Annotated in this window: 15 protein-coding genes; 7 read left to right on the top strand and 8 right to left on the bottom strand. The window is 63.0% G+C overall.

Annotated elements, in window-relative coordinates; all coding sequences use genetic code 11:
* Positions 1–51 precede the first annotated feature (51 nt).
* Genes fliJ through fliE form a run of 6 tightly spaced genes read right to left on the bottom strand, consistent with a single transcriptional unit; the run spans position 52 to position 5677 of the window.
* Positions 52–483, bottom strand: a complete 432-nt coding sequence (gene fliJ / locus GTP45_RS27145; protein WP_161016964.1) for a flagellar export protein FliJ — start codon at positions 481–483, stop codon at positions 52–54.
* Positions 480–1793 (bottom strand): flagellar protein export ATPase FliI, encoded by a 1314-nt coding sequence (fliI, locus tag GTP45_RS27140; protein WP_161016963.1) that lies wholly within the window; start codon positions 1791–1793, stop codon positions 480–482. Before fliI ends, fliJ begins: the two co-directional genes overlap by 4 nt.
* Entirely contained in the window at positions 1790–2506 is a 717-nt protein-coding gene (gene fliH, locus GTP45_RS27135) for a flagellar assembly protein FliH (protein WP_161016962.1), read from the bottom strand. The genes fliI and fliH overlap by 4 nt, the downstream gene beginning before the upstream one ends.
* Positions 2503–3540 (bottom strand): flagellar motor switch protein FliG, encoded by a 1038-nt coding sequence (locus GTP45_RS27130; protein ID WP_161016961.1) that lies wholly within the window; start codon positions 3538–3540, stop codon positions 2503–2505. The genes fliH and GTP45_RS27130 overlap by 4 nt, the downstream gene beginning before the upstream one ends.
* A complete protein-coding gene (gene fliF, locus GTP45_RS27125; RefSeq protein WP_161016960.1) occupies positions 3524–5305 on the bottom strand; it encodes a flagellar basal-body MS-ring/collar protein FliF in 1782 nt (593 codons plus the stop codon). Before fliF ends, GTP45_RS27130 begins: the two co-directional genes overlap by 17 nt.
* 21 nt (positions 5306–5326) lie before the next feature.
* Positions 5327–5677, bottom strand: coding sequence for a flagellar hook-basal body complex protein FliE (fliE, locus tag GTP45_RS27120; RefSeq protein WP_161016959.1), 351 nt, complete (start codon positions 5675–5677; stop codon positions 5327–5329).
* 607 nt (positions 5678–6284) lie between these two features.
* Here fliE and GTP45_RS27115 point away from each other — a divergent pair.
* The 7 genes from GTP45_RS27115 to GTP45_RS27085 are packed head-to-tail and all read left to right on the top strand — an operon-like array spanning position 6285 to position 12614.
* The gene (locus tag GTP45_RS27115) at positions 6285–7178 is read left to right on the top strand and encodes a FliM/FliN family flagellar motor switch protein (protein ID WP_161016958.1); all 894 of its coding nucleotides are present in this window, start codon (positions 6285–6287) and stop codon (positions 7176–7178) included.
* A gap of 2 nt (positions 7179–7180) precedes the next feature.
* Entirely contained in the window at positions 7181–7552 is a 372-nt protein-coding gene (locus GTP45_RS27110; RefSeq protein WP_174821681.1) for a FliM/FliN family flagellar motor switch protein, read from the top strand.
* The gene (fliP, locus tag GTP45_RS27105; protein WP_161016956.1) at positions 7549–8322 is read left to right on the top strand and encodes a flagellar type III secretion system pore protein FliP; all 774 of its coding nucleotides are present in this window, start codon (positions 7549–7551) and stop codon (positions 8320–8322) included. Before GTP45_RS27110 ends, fliP begins: the two co-directional genes overlap by 4 nt.
* 14 nt (positions 8323–8336) lie before the next feature.
* Positions 8337–8609: a flagellar biosynthesis protein FliQ gene (gene fliQ / locus GTP45_RS27100; RefSeq protein ID WP_161016955.1), complete on the top strand. Its 273-nt coding sequence runs from the start codon at positions 8337–8339 to the stop codon at positions 8607–8609.
* 9 nt (positions 8610–8618) lie between these two features.
* Positions 8619–9401: a flagellar biosynthetic protein FliR gene (gene fliR, locus GTP45_RS27095; protein WP_161016954.1), complete on the top strand. Its 783-nt coding sequence runs from the start codon at positions 8619–8621 to the stop codon at positions 9399–9401.
* Positions 9394–10530, top strand: coding sequence for an EscU/YscU/HrcU family type III secretion system export apparatus switch protein (locus tag GTP45_RS27090; protein ID WP_161016953.1), 1137 nt, complete (start codon positions 9394–9396; stop codon positions 10528–10530). Before fliR ends, GTP45_RS27090 begins: the two co-directional genes overlap by 8 nt.
* A 14-nt stretch (positions 10531–10544) precedes the next feature.
* On the top strand, positions 10545–12614 hold the full coding sequence (locus GTP45_RS27085) for a flagellar biosynthesis protein FlhA (protein WP_166454760.1): 2070 nt from the start codon (positions 10545–10547) through the stop codon (positions 12612–12614).
* Here GTP45_RS27085 and chrA read toward each other — a convergent pair.
* Together chrA and GTP45_RS27075 are read right to left on the bottom strand one after the other, a co-directional pair.
* A complete protein-coding gene (gene chrA, locus GTP45_RS27080; protein ID WP_161016951.1) occupies positions 12595–13914 on the bottom strand; it encodes a chromate efflux transporter in 1320 nt (439 codons plus the stop codon). The two genes, GTP45_RS27085 and chrA, sit on opposite strands and share 20 nt — an antisense overlap.
* Entirely contained in the window at positions 13911–14882 is a 972-nt protein-coding gene (locus GTP45_RS27075) for a hypothetical protein (protein ID WP_161016950.1), read from the bottom strand. The genes chrA and GTP45_RS27075 overlap by 4 nt, the downstream gene beginning before the upstream one ends.
* Between the last annotated feature and the right edge of the window lie 24 nt (positions 14883–14906).

Genomic DNA, 14906 nt, shown 5'->3' with positions numbered 1-14906 from the left:
CCTTAACCGTTTCCCTATGAAAATATTTCCTACTATTTTTTGTAACCGCGCTTATTTCTGGCTGCGCAGCCACACTTGTGTTGCCAGTTCATCATGTTGTTTGCGCTCCTTGACGGTTTGCTGCTGGTTGTAGACCTTTTGTTCCTTGGTCAACACCATATCCATCACCTCGCGCTTGGCCCAGGCCTTGTTCAGCGCCTGCTGCGACACCGCCATGTCGGCCTCGTGCATGTGGAGGTCGAGCCGGTGGCTGTCGGCCATGGCCATCACCGCCTGCTTGTAGTCGCCGCAGTTGCCGGCCAGGGCAGGGTGGAGGTTGCCGCTGGCGCCGCTGTTGGTGTACAGGCTGGTCAGGCGTTCCAGGTTCTTCTGGTAGCGCTCGCGCACGCTGGCCTTTTCCGCCATTTCCGTTTGCAGGCGCTCCACTTCCGTGTTGCGCAGGGCCACCAGGGTGGTCAGATTGCGGATTTTTTGTTGGCTCATGATGTCATCAGCTTTTCAAGTTGGGCGATGCAGGCGCCGATCGGCGCTTCTTCCTTGGTGCCTTGGCACAGAAAATCTTCGACCTTGGGGTGCAGCTGCACCGCCTTGTCGGTGATCGGGTCGGCGCCGGGCACGTAAGCGCCGAGCGGGATCAGGTCGCGCACGCGGTCGTGGCGCGCCATGCTGGCTTTCAGCGCGCGCGCCGCCATCACGTGCTCGTGGCTGATGACTTGCGCCATGCAGCGGCTGATCGACGCGCCGATGTCGATGGCCGGGTAGTGGCCGCGCTCGGCCAGCTCGCGGGTCATCACGATGTGACCGTCGAGAATGGCGCGCGCGGTATCGACCACCGGATCCTGATGGTCGTCGCCTTCCGCCAGCACGGTGTAAATCGCGCTCATGCTGCCGGCCTGGTTTTCGCCGTTGCCGGCCGATTCCACCAGCTGCGGCAGGTTGGAAAACACCGACGGCGGGTAGCCCTTGGTGGCCGGCGGCTCGCCCAGCGCCAACGCCACTTCGCGCAGCGCCATGGCGTAGCGGGTCAGCGAGTCGACCAGCAGCAGTACATTCTTGCCCTGGTCGCGGTAGTGGGCGGCAATCGAATGGCACAGTTCGGTGGCCATGACGCGCATCAGCGGGCTTTCGTCGGCCGGGGCAATCACCAGCACGGCTTTTTGCAAGCCTTCCTTGCCCAGCGACATATCGACAAACTCGCGCACCTCGCGCGAACGTTCGCCGATCAGGCCGACCACGACCACGTCGGCCACGGTCTGGCGCGTCATGATGCCCAGCAGCACCGATTTACCGACGCCGGAACCGGCCATCAGGCCGACGCGCTGGCCCTTGCCCAGGGTCAGCATGGAATTGATGGCGCGCACGCCGACATCGAGCGGCTCGGTGACCGGTTTTTTCTTCAGCGGATGGATGCGCGGCGGCTGCGAGTCGAGCGGGAAATCGCCGGTCAGCTTGCCGAGGCCGTCGATCGGCTCGCCCAGCCCGTTGACCATGCGGCCCAGCCAGCTAGAGCCGATTTGCAGGCTGATTTTCTCAGGGGAGGGCAGCACGCGCGCGCCGGTGGTCAGGCCGACCGCTTTCTTGAACGGCATCAGGTAGGACAGCTTGTCGCGGAAACCGACCACCTGCGCATCAAGCCATTCGCCGCTGACTGTCTCAATCTGGCAACGCTGGCCCGTGTGCAAAGGGCAACCCACGGCCTCAAGCAATAAACCGGATGCGCCCACCAGGCGGCCCGTCGGGGTCGCCATGGGTACCGAACCCAGTTCCAGATTGCGTAAGGCATCTGCGATCACTCTTCGATCTCCGGTTCATCGCCGCTGTCGGCGATCTGTAATTGATTATCGACCTGTTCCATGACAGCCGCAAGACGTTGATGACAGCCGGCATCAACTTCATTATCGCCTGCTTTGATGCGGCATTCCCCTACCTCAAGACGGGCATCGGGAATCAGATTCCAACGCTTGGAACGTTTTGGATCCAGGTCGGCAATGCGCTTCAGTTCTTCCGGGTTCAGGTAGACGTCGATCTCGTCGCGGGTCGGCGGCATCGACGCCAGGGTTTCCTCCACCAAGGCCATCAACTGCACCGGCTGCAGCGCCAGTTCGGCGCGGATCACCTGGCGCGCCACCTTGGCCACCAGATCCACCACTTCCTTGCGCTGCGCGGCGCGGTAGTCGGTGCGCAGCTTTTTCAGGCTCTTCAGCATGGCGTCGACCGGGCGCGCCAGCTGGTCGTAGGCAACCAGGGTTTCGTGGCGGCCTTCTTCGCGGCCCTGTTCCTGGCCGGACAGGCGGCCCGCTTCAAAGCCGTCTTCCTGGCCGCGCGCCAGGCCGATTTCGTAACCGTCGCGCTGGCCCTGTTCAAAGCCCTCGCTGACCGAGGCGGCCCACTGCGCGCCGCCGTCGCCGCCGTGGCCATGCGAATGGCCTTGCGCGGCCGCCGCAGCGGCGCGCTGGGTGGTGAATTGCGCCAGTGGCGGGAAGCGGTAGGCACGGAATTGCTTCATTCAATCACCTGCTCGGCAAACAGCTGGATCTCGACCTCGCCGGCGTCGGCCAGCGCTTTCACGGTGGCCATGATTTCCTGGCGCGTCTGTTCGATACGCGACATCGGCACCGGGCCGGCGCGGCGCATCATGTCCTCGAAGGCCTGGGCCTGGCGTTTCGGCATGGTTTTCAGCACGGCGTCGCGCACCGCGATGTCGGCGCCCTTGAGCGCAATTGCCCACTGTTCCAGCGGCACGTCTTCCAGGATGCGGGTAATTGCCTGCTCGGTCTGGTTGCCGAGGATGAAGAAGTCGTACATCGACAGTTCGATTTTCGACACCACGTCCGGGTCGTGCGCGCGCAGCAGTTCCACCATCTGCGCGCGGTTGCTCGGCAGGCGGTTCAGGATCTCGGCGGTCTGGCGGATGCCTTCCACGCTGGTGCCTTGCGAATCGAAGGAACTCAGGCAGCGATCGACCAGTTCATCCAGCTCTTGCAGCAGGTCGGCGTCGACTTCTTCCATGCGCGCCAGGTTCAGCAGCACCAGGTCGCGGCTGTCTTGCGGCAGGCCGTCGATGATCTGGCCGGCCAGCGCGGCCGGCAGGAAGGCCAGGAACACCGCCTGCATCTGCACGTGTTCGTTGGAGATGTACTCGGCCAGCCACTTCGGCGAGGCCCACTGCAGGCGCGCCATTTTCGGGCGCAACTCATCGCCGTAAATATTGTTCAGCACGGTATTGGCGAGATCGCCGCCCAGCGCCAGGTCGAGCGAACGCTTGAGGTAGCTGCGCGACGCGCCATGCACGCCGGACTGCTCGCGGTAATCGTCAAAGAACTTTTGCATCGCGTTCTTGACCGATTCCACCTTGATGCCGCTCATGCGCGACATCACTTGCGTCACTTCCAGCAATTCCTCGCGCGACAGGCAGCGCAGCACGGCTGCGGCCGGCTCTTCGCCTATGCTCAGCAGCACGATGGCGGCTTGCTCCACCGGCGTCAGCTTGGTCGGTACGGCGTATTCGCCGTCATCATCCATGTTATTGAGTTCGGCCATTTTTCTGCATCCATTGTTTGACGACTTCGGCTACGCGTTCCGGTTCTTTTGCTGCCAGCACTTTCAGGTGGTCGACCATGACGTCGACTGCCGAACCCGGTGGCGGCAAATCGTAATTTTCCAGCAGCGGCACCACTGGCATGCCGCCGGCGCCGCCGGCCACGCCACCCAGTGCCGGTGCGGCGCCCGGCATGCCCGGGGCAGCATTGCCGGCCAGCGCGGCTTGTTCTTTTGCCGCGGCTTCCTTGGCTTCCTTGGCGGCGGCCACGGCGGCTTGTTCGGCGGCGCGGCGCTCGGCGGCGATGCGCGCTGCTTCTTTCGGATCGGGCGTGAAGCGGGCGGTGATCAGGCGCAGGATAGGGCGCGCCAGCAGCAGGTAGCCGAGCAGGGCGGCAATCGCGTAGCCGGCGTACTTGCTCATGTCGACGATGTTGTCGCGCTCTTCCCACCACTGCACGGCAGCCGCTTTCGGCGGGAAGTTCATGGCCGACACCACTAGCTGGTCGCCGCGCTCGGCATTGATACCGAGGCCGTTGCGCAGGATCTTGTCGATGTTGGCGATTTCAGCGGCGCTCCAGCCGGTCTTCGGCGTCGGCGCGGCAGCTTGCGCCAGCACCACGGCCACGCTCAGCTTCTCAAGGCGGCCACGGCTGCGCTTGGTCTGGGTGATGCTGCGGTCGTAGGCGTACTGGCGGGTGGTGGCGTTCTTGCGCGCGGTGCCGTCGGCCGGCGCGGCGTTTGGATCGGCAGCGGTGCCGGCGGTTTGCTGGGTGGCGGCGGCCGGGTTGGCGGCAGCCGGTGGCGGGCGGTTGGACAGCGAGCCGGGAATACCCATCACGGTGCGGTTGCGATCCTGCTCTTCGCGCATGGCTTCGCTGGTGACCTTCGGATCGGCGCCGTATTTTTCCACGGTTTCTTCAACGCGGTCGTTGTCGACGGCGGCCGCCACCGACATGCGGTAGTTGTCGTCGCCAATGACCGGGCCGATCAAGCCCTTGATGTTGGCCTTGACCTCGTCGGCATAGCGCTTGCTGGCGTCGTTGCCGCTGGTGCCGGCGTCAAAGCCGTCGGCCAGGTCGATGTGGGCCGACAGCAGGTTGCCCGCCTGGTCAACCAGGCTGACGCGCGATGGCGCCAGGCTGGCAACGCTGCCAGCCACCATGTTGACCACGGCGGCAATCGCTTCCGGTTGCAGCTTCTGGCCAGGTTTTAGCGCTACCACGACCGATGCCGACGATTTCTCGCCGTCGGACGACACGAACGAGGTCGATTTGGCGATCGACAGGTGCACGCGCGCATGCGCGATCGCGTCCAGCGTCATGATCGATTGCGCCAGCTCGCCTTCCAGGCCGCGGCGGAAGCGCACATCCTGCACGAATTGCGACACCCCCAGCGGGTCGTTCTTGTCCATCAATTCCAGCCCGGCCGGCAGCTGCGCGGTCACGCCCTTGGCGGCCAGCAGCATGCGCACCTTGCCCAGCATCGAATCGGGCACCAGCACCTGGCCGCTTTCCGGGTGAATGCGGTAAGGGATGTGGTCGGTTTCGAGCACGTTCATCATGTCGGGCGCCGAGACTTTTTCGCGCGCGCCAAACACGGGCTTGTAGCTGGCCTGATTGTTCCACATGTACATCAGCACCAGGGCCGTCAAGCCGATGGCCAGCATCAGCATGGGGTACAGGGTCTTCAGCAGATTGGGGGACAGGGTCGGGGCAGCCGGGTTCGCACGCCAGCGCTCGAAGGCGGACTTGATGGTGTTAATCACTTTGTGTGCTTTCGCAGAGGCTTACAGCGGTAATTTGATGAGTTCGTCGAGGCCGCCCATCACCTTGTTGCGCACTTGCATCAACATCGAGAAGGACAGGCTGGCTTCCTGGCTCGACAGCATGGCGCCGACCAGGTCGTCGCTCTTGCCGGAATCGACATCGGCCATTTTCTGGCCGGCCTCGACGTCCTGCGTGTTGACCTTGTCGATGGCGTTTTGCATGGACTGGCTGAAGGAGAAGGCAGCGTTGGGGTCGTGCGCCCCGTACTGGTTGGCGGCAGCGATGGTCTGGCTGCTGTTTGCCATGTTTTGCGCCGCATTAGTCAGCGACGCCAGGTCGGCCTGAATCAGGCTGGAGAATCCGTTGCTCATGGTGCTACCCCCGTTTTTACCGCGTTTTTTACCGCATTGAATCCAGATGACTACCTTAGCGAGATTGCCGAAAAGCAGCAAGCCCATGGTGCAGATATTCTGCTGCCATATACCAATCGTGCTACACATCCGTTGCGCATGTCACAGTCTTGTAAGAAAGATAGTGTAAGCCTGTCGGTCAAAATCGGACACGAGGAGAGCAGCTGCTCGGCTAGTTGCGGTGGATGGGTGCGATGGGGCAGCGTCAGCGGGCGTTTCTCGAACCGTTTTGTTGCACTGCGGTCAAAACAGTTTTTTCTAAGCAAATTTCGTTACAAATCATTTAGTAAGCGCCGTTTGTTGAAGTGCGTGTCACTGGAGATGAGTTGAAGTAAGCTTACCTGCTAGCAACTTTCCTGTAAAGTGGTATTTGTCTCGGAGGAAATTTTTTGATCAAATATTGTTTATTAGCAATAATGTGAATTTTGATGTATGCTGCTACCGAGATCGTCCTACTTTAAGTTACGATTAGCAACCAAGCCAAAAAATTGCGCCTGAAGTAACCAGTTTTTAGCTGGATAGTGCGATGATGGAGGAGTGGGAAAGAATTAACCGCCATGGCCAACACATGACAACGACAAAACAGACGCAACATCAAGTCCTGGACCCTAGCCTGTTGGGGCGTCCGGTGCACCTGCTGCACATTTTTGCGGCCCAGTTGCGCGATGACCTGGCGCAGTCGATGCGCCTGAATATGAACCGCCGCTACTGGGGCGGTTTCCAGGTGCAGGACGTCGCCTTCAGCCGCCTGGAAGGCAACGAGATCCGCAGCCGCTGGCTCAGTTTTGCCGCGCCGGCCGGCCAGATCGCCTTTTCGCTGGAACGCAAAGTCCTGCTCAGCGTCCTCAACTACCGCTACGGCAGCGGCGCTAAAACCGAAGCCAAGGCCGATGCGCCGCCCCTCGACGAGAACGCCGTGCGCGTCACCGCCACTGAAGAGCGTCTTGCTGTGGTGCTTGGGCAACAGTTGGCCGGCACTCTGGCTGGCCGTATCGAACTCAACCTGCCTGCCATCGAGAAGCCGGCCCTGGCCGAAGGCGAGGCCGAAGAGGGCGCCGAGCCCGAATTTAAACCTGCGCCGGGCTCGCATCCGCCCAAGGGCACCTGGGTGATTACCGTCACCGTCGCTGAAACCGGCAGCGAAGCCACCGGCCAGTTCTGGTTTGCCCTCGACAAGCAGCTGATGGCCAGCGTGCTGCGCGGCCTGCTGCGCGACCGCGACGCCGGTAAAAAGCCCAAGACCGCCGCCCCGCTGGCGCAGCGCTTGCAGGTGGGCCTGGTCGGCCGCTTGGCCAGCAAGGAAGTCACGCTGGGCAGCTTGTACGATTTGCAGGTTGGCGACGTGATCCCAATCAGCTTAGCGAGAGCCGACGTCTTGCTTGAAGATTCCCGCCTGTTTACGGCCGAAGTCACCGAGCACAAAGGCAAACTCTGTTTAACCTCTTTTGAAGACGCCGAATAATGATGAACATGAACGTAGCCAACCCAAGCGACGCCCTGCTGGAAGACCTGTCGGAAGAGATGATTATCGACCAGCCCGGCAACGAGCTGACCGACCTCCCGGTCTCGACCCCGCGCCGCGATCTGCCAGCCATGATGCGCAAGATCCCGGTGACCTTGACGCTGGAAGTGGGGTCGGCCCGCATTTCGCTGCAAGACCTGATGAACATCGGCCCGGACAGCGTGGTGGAACTGGACGTGCTGGCCGGCGAACCGCTGGTGATCAAGGTGAACGGCACCGCCATCGGCCGCGCCGAAGTGGTGGTGGCGGGCGAAAACTACGGCCTCAAAGTGATCGACCTGGACGGCCTGAATCTGGACATGATGACTCCATGACCTGGAGCATGAATGCGCAGTGGCGGCGCCGCCTGCTCGCGTTAGCGCCGGCTGCCGCCTTGCTGGGCCTCGCCTGCGCGCCGGGCATGGCCCACGCGGTCGACCTGCTGGCCAACGTGGTGCCGGGCGCCAAGACCGAGCTGACGGTCAAGATGCAAATCCTGATCATCATGACCTTGCTGGGCTTGCTCCCGGTGATGGTCATGATGATGACCAGCTTTACCCGCTTTGTGATTGTGCTGTCGCTGCTGCGCCAGGCCCTGGGCTTGCAGCAGGGCTTGCCCAACCGGGTGATTACCGGCGTGGCGCTGATCTTGACCTTGCTGGTGATGCGCCCGATCGGCAACGAGATCTGGACGCAGGCCTTCGTCCCTTACGACCAGGACAAGATCGGCCTGGAGACCGCGCTGCAAATCGCCGAGAAGCCGATCTCGCGCTTCATGCTGGCGCAAACCAGCAAGGCCGCCTTGCAGCAGATCGCCCACCTGGCCGGCGAAGACAAGATTACCGAACCGTCGCAGCACGCGTTCACCGTCAAGCTGGCGGCGTTTGTGCTGTCGGAATTGAAGACCGCGTTCCAGATCGGCTGCATGCTGTTCATCCCGTTCCTGGTGATTGACCTGGTGGTGTCGTCGGTGCTGATGGCGATGGGTATGATGATGCTGTCGCCGCTGGTGATTTCGCTGCCGTTCAAGCTGCTGCTGTTCGTGCTGGTCGATGGCTGGACCTTGACCGTGAATACGCTGGTGACCAGCGTGCAGGCGTACTGAAGAGGCGTGTCCCTATGCTGACTCCTGAAATAGCCGTCGACCTGGTCGTCGAGTCGCTGCACATCGTCATGCTGCTGGTGGTGATCCTGGTCGTGCCCGGCCTGATCACCGGCTTGCTGGTGGCGCTGTTCCAGGCCGCCACCCAGATCAACGAACAGACGCTGAGCTTCCTGCCGAGGCTGCTTATCACGCTGCTGGCCATCATCCTGGCGGGCCGCTGGATGGCGACCTACCTGATGGATTTCTGCGTCTCCATCTTTACCCGCGCCGCCACCCTGGTCGGCTAGCTTCCCGCCATGGAATCCGTCCTCGCCCAGTTGCTGCCGCTGCTGACCGCCATCTGGTGGCCGTTCTGCCGCATCCTGGCGATGTTCCTTGGCGCGCCGGTGCTGGGCGAGGCGGTCACGCCGGTGACGGTGCGCATTTTGATCGCGCTGGTGCTGTCGATTCTGATGCTGCCGCTGACCGGCGGCCATGCGCCGATCAATCCGTTTTCCATGCACGGCGTGGTGGCTACCATCGAGCAGGGCTTGATCGGCTTCGTGCTGGGACTGGCGTTCCACTTCGCAATGTCGGTGATTGGCGTGCTTGGCTTTATGGTGTCGTCGCAGATGGGCTTGTCGATGGCGGTGATGAATGATCCGCTCAACGGCCAATCGTCGGACGTGACCTCGGCGCTGCTGTCGACCCTGGCCATCATCGTGTTCTTCGCGATCGACGGCCACCTGGTGATCGCCAACGTGATCGGACAAAGTTTTAAGGCGTGGCCGCTGGGCCATGGCTTCGGCAATCACCTGATGGAAGCGGTGGCCTACAACGTGGCGTGGATTTTTTCGGCGGCCATGCTGCTGGCAATCCCGGTGGTGTTCTCGACGCTGGTGGTGCAGCTCGGTTTTGGCTTCCTGAACCGCGTGGCGCCCAGCCTGAACTTGTTCGCGCTGGGCTTTGCCGTGATCACCATCTTTGGTTTGATGATGCTGGCGCAGGTGGTGCGCTTCATTCCCGAGCACTACGTGCGCATGACTAACATGGTGCTGGAGATGATACGCCAGCAGATGCAGGTGGCTGCCCATGGCTGACGAGAGCACAGGCGATAAAACAGAAAAGGCTTCACAGCAGAAGCTGAAGAAGTCGCGCCAGGAAGGGCAGGTCGTCCGCTCGCGCGACCTGTCGACCGCGATCGGCATCCTGGTGAGCCTGAAGCTGTTCGTCTACCTGCTGCCCGGCTATCTGATGGAATTTAACGAAATCTTCCACCAGAGCTTCGCGCCGCTCGATAGCGAAGGCGCGATTGATAACGCGATGTCGACCGTGTTCAGCAGCTCGATGTGGCTGCTGATCAAAATGGTGCTGCCGCTGTTCGTGGTGCCGCTGTTCATCATGCTGGGCGCGATGGTGCCGGGCGGCTGGGTGGTTTCGACCAAGCACTGGGAGCCGAAATTGTCGCGCATGAGTCCGGCCGCCAACCTGGGCCGCCTGTTCAGCGGCAAGCACGCGTTCGAACTGGCGATCTCGATCGGCAAGGCCGGCGTGCTGATTGCCGTGCTGATCCACGTGGCCCGCTCCAGCATCGGCGACTACACGCAATTGCAGATGATGCCGATGGGGCAGGCCATGATGACCGGCTCCAACCTGATGCTCGATGGGCTGATGTCGATGGTGGCGGTATTCATCATCTTCGCGCTGATCGACGTGCCGGCGCAGGCCTGGTTCTTCGCCAAGAACCAGCGCATGTCCAAGCAGGATTTGAAAGAAGAACACAAGTCGACCGAGGGCCGTCCCGAAGTCAAGCAGCGCATCCGCCAGTTGCAGCGCGCGCTGGCGCGGCGCAGCGCGCGCAAGAGCGTACCCACCGCCGACGTGGTGATCGTCAACCCGGAGCACTACGCGGTGGCGCTGAAGTACGATCTGAACAAGGCAGAGGCGCCGTACGTGGTGGCCAAGGGCCTCGACGAGATGGCGCTGTACATCAAGCAGCTGGCCTATGAATTCAAGATCGAAGTGATGGAGCTGCCGCCGCTGGCGCGCGCCATCTACAACACCAGCCAGGTCAACCAGCAGATCCCGGTGCAGCTGTACCAGGCCGTGTCGCAGGTGCTGAACTATGTGCTGCAGTTGCAAGCATTCCGTACCGGGCGGCGCGCGGCCGAACCGGAACGTCCAAGAGAAGTTGTTGTACCTACATCCATGAGCGAGGTTAAGCAGTGAATTTTTTCCAAACCATGATTGCGGAGATACGTCGCCACAAGTTTGCCACCCCGGCATTCTTGCTGATTATTCTGGCGATGATCATGCTGCCGCTGCCGCCGATTTTGCTGGACGTGATGTTCACGTTCAATATCGTGCTGGCGCTGATTGTGATCCTGGGCTCGGTGTCGGTGCGCCGTCCGCTGGACTTCTCGGTATTCCCGACCGTCCTGCTGGCCACCACCATGCTGCGCCTGACGCTGAACGTGGCGTCGACCCGCGTGGTGCTGCTGCACGGCCATGAAGGCACGGCTGCCGCCGGTCACGTGATCGAGGCCTTCGGTAACGTGGTGGTCGGTGGTAACTATGTGGTTGGTATCGTGGTGTTCGTGATCCTGATGATCATCAACTTCATGGTGGTGACCAAGGGTGCGGAGCGTATCTCGGAAGTGTCGGCGCGTTTCACCTTGGACGCCTTGCCGGGCAAGCAGATGGCGATTGACGCCGACTTGAACGCCGGCCTGATCAACCAAGAGAAGGCGCAGGTACGCCGCCTGGAAGTGGCGGCGGAAGCGGACTTCTATGGCGCCATGGACGGCGCCTCCAAGTTCGTGCGCGGCGACGCGGTGGCGTCGATCCTGATCCTGATCATCAACATGGTCGGCGGCGTGGCGATTGGCGCGCTGATGCAGGACATGTCGTTTGGCGCGGCCTTCAAACAGTACGCGCTGCTGACCATCGGTGACGGCCTGGTGGCGCAGATTCCAGCGCTGCTGCTGTCGGCCGCTGCGGCCATTCTGGTGACCCGTATTTCCGATTCGGGCGACTTCGAGCAGCAGGTCGGCAACCAGGTTCTGACCTCGCCGCAGGTGATGTTCAGTGCAGCCGGCATGATGCTGGTACTGGCGATGGTGCCGGGCATGCCATGGCAGATGTTTGGCCCGTTCGCGCTGGTGCTGGCGTATGTGGGATGGAAGCTGCTCAACAGGGTGCAGAAGCCCGATACCAGCAATCTCGACGCGATAGAAGCGGCGCTGCGCGACGAGCGCGCGCCCGATCTCGACTGGTACAGCCTGCCGGCGGTGCAGCCGCTGCAAATCGCGGTCGGCTACAAACTGGTGGGCCTGATCGACAAGGCGCACGGCGAGCCGCTGAGCAAGCGGGTGAAGGGCGTGCGCCAGAGCTTGTCTGAATCGATGGGCTTGCTGTTGCCGCCGATCGGCGTGCGCGACGATCTGGGCTTGAAGCCGACGCAATATTCGGTGATTTTGTCGGGCAGCGTGGTGTCGCAGGCCGAGGTGTTTGCCGATCGCCTGATGGCGATTCCGTCGCCGAACGTGTACGGCCAGATCGACGGCATTCCCGGCATCGAACCGGCCTACGGCATGCCGGTGACGTGGATCGAAACCAGCGAGAAAGCCAACGCGCTGGGCCTCGGTTATCAAGTGGTGGAAGCGCCAAGTGCGATTGCCACCCACTTGTCCAAGCTGATCCGCGAGTACCTGCCGGAGCTGTTCCGCCACGAAGACGTGCCGGCGCTGATGGAGCGCCTGACGGCGATCTCGCCCAAGCTGGCAGCCGCGCTGGACAAGGCGCTGACGCACACGCAAATGCTGCGGGTGTTCCGCGTGCTGCTGGCGGAGAACGTCTCGCTGAAAGATATTGTGCCGATCGCCACCACGCTGGTGGATAGCTCGGAAACCACCAAGGATCCTATCCTGCTGGCGGCCGAAGTGCGCTGCGCGCTGCGCCGCCAGATCGTCACCAGCCTGTTCGGCCAGAAAACCGAGATGCAAGCCTTCAACCTCGGCGGCGATCTGGAAAATATGCTGCTCGGTTCGCTGAATCAAGCGCGCCAGAGCGGCAAGGTGGTGCTGGACAACTACCCGATCGACCCGCACCTGCTGGCGCAGTTGCAAGTGAATATGCCGGTGGCGCGCGAGCAAATGAAGCAGCAGGCCACGCCGCCACTGTTGCTGGTGCTGCCGCAAATCCGTCCGCTGCTGGCGCGCTATGCCCGCCTGTTCGCGCCGGGCCTGCATGTACTCTCGTACAACGAGATCCCGGAAAACCGCGAAGTCAGCATCATCGGCACAGTAGGCTAAGCAGGCCGGCAGCGCCGCTGGCGAGGATGACGCTGATCACGCCGCGCTGGTAGCGGAACAGCGCCACGCCCGCGGCCAGTCCGATCAGCGCCGCCGGCCACTCGAAGCCGCCTTGCCAGCCCGCCGGCCACAGCGTGTGCCATGCAAAGAACAGGGCGAGGTTGAGGATCACGCCGACCACGGCGGCCGTGATGGCGGTCAGCGGCGCGGTAAATTGCAGTTTGCCGTGGGTTGATTCGATGAATGGCCCGCCCAGCAAAATAAACAGGAAGGACGGCAGGAAGGTGAAATACGTCACCACTGCCGCCGCCAGCGCACCGGCTAGCAGCAACGCGTGCGGCCCGAGGAAGGCGGTGTTCCAGCCGCCCGCAAATCCGACGTAAGAGACCACCATGATCAGCGGCCCCGGCGTGGTTTCGCCCAGCGCCAGCCCGTCCATCATTTGCGCCGCGCTGAGCCAGTGGTGCTGCTCGACCGCGCCTTGAAACACGTACGGCAGCACGGCGTAGGCGCCGCCAAAGGTCAGCAGCGCGGCCTTGCTGAAGAACCACGCCATCTGCGTCAGCACGCTGTCAACGCCGAAGATGGCCACCAGCACCGCCATCGCCAGCAGCCACAAGCCGAGATGGATGCCGAGCACCAGCCAGAAGCGCGGCCAGCGGAAGCGGGCGTGCGGCGGTGGCGGCGTGTCGTCGTCGATCAAGGCGGGAAGGTGGGCGCCGGCCGCCTTGCCGTGGGCGCTGCTGCTGTTGAAGCGCTGCGGCGCCAGCCAGCCGGTCAGCGCTGCCGCCAGCACGATCAAGGGGAAGGGGGCATGCAGCGCGAAGATGGCGATGAAGGCCAGCGCCGCCACCGTCCACTGCCAGCGGTTGCGCAGCGCGCGCGTGCCGACGCGCCACGCCGCGTGCAGTACCAGCGCCGTCACTGCCGGCTTGATGCCGTAGAACACGCCGGCCACCGCAGGCACGCTGCCCCACGCCATGTACAGCCACGACAATCCAATTAGGATGAACAAAGACGGCAGCACGAACAGCACCCCGGCCGCAATGCCGCCGCGCGTGCGGTGCAGCAGCCAGCCGATATAGGTGGCCAGCTGCTGGGCTTCGGGGCCGGGCAGCAGCATGCAGTAATTGAGGGCATGCAGGAAGCGCTGCTCGGAAATCCAGCGCCGCCGCTCCACCAGCTCCTGGTGCATGATGGCGATCTGGCCGGCCGGGCCGCCAAAGCTGATGAAACCGAGCTTGAGCCAATAGGCAAAGGCCTGCGCGAAACTGGGATGCGCCGGCCGTTCCGGCGTCATGCCGATTCGGAGAACAGGTCGTCCGGGACGGTAGGCTGGGACAGCAGCACCGCCACTTCGGCCATGGCGCGGAACAGCGCTTGCGTCAGGGCCGCCGTATGCATGCGGCTAGGGTAGGAGTGTTCGCCGGTCGACGATGGCAGTTCGCGGCGCAGGCGGCAGCGCAGGATGCTCAGGCCGGAGCGGCTGACCACGGCCGCCAGCTGCGGCAGCATGTCGCGCATGTGCTGCATTGCCGAAGTCTGGGCTGCGCCCACTTCCAGCACTACGCCGTTGCCGCTGGCCGGCTCCATCTGGATCACCACCCGGCCCACGCCCGGCAGCATCAGTTCCAGGCGCAAGGCCACGCGGGTGCGGCGGCGGCGGTTGCGGTCGTATTCGTCATCGTCCTTGACCACCACTTTCAGCACCAGCCGTTCCGCGCCCCAGGCGTAGACGGCAAAGCGCCACGGTTCCATCTCGGTCACCAGCGGCATGCCGGGACGGCCGTCGCGCAGGTTGGAGGGCGTGTGGTCGGTCATGAACAGGCTGGCCGGCAGATGCTGGCCGGTGGCTTGCTCCAGCCACGCGGCGCGCTGCTCGCCGTAGGTGCGCACCATCACTTGCCACGAGGCGGCCATGGCGTTGGTGTCGGGTGGTTGCCAGACCAGCTGGCGCGACAGGAAAACCTGGTTGGGACGCATGGCGGCGGGATCGCCGGCGTCCGGCACTTCGCCCAGCGCAGCGGCCAGCGCCTCGGCGTGCGAGGGCGGCAGCGCTTGCTGGTGGTCGGGGCCATCGAGGATGGCGCCGACGGAATTCGGGCCGTTGGTGCTGTTCGGCCCACTGGGGCCGAGCGGGCCGATCGGGAAATCGAGATCGAGCGGGCCTTCACTGCCGGGCACGCGCGTGACCTGGCCTGGCTGCGCTTGCGGCCGGTCAGGAACGCCGAGCGGGCGTAAAGAGGGTCCGATACGATCTACAGCCATCAGGCTCGCTTTCTAAAATTACCG

Origin of the sequence: Duganella rivi, from assembly GCF_009857435.1 — a bacterium.
In the GTDB taxonomy this organism is placed as follows: Bacteria; Pseudomonadota; Gammaproteobacteria; order Burkholderiales; family Burkholderiaceae_D; genus Rugamonas; species Rugamonas rivi.
Note: the sequence above shows the minus strand (reverse complement) of the source record. Positions and strands in the feature narration are given on the sequence as shown.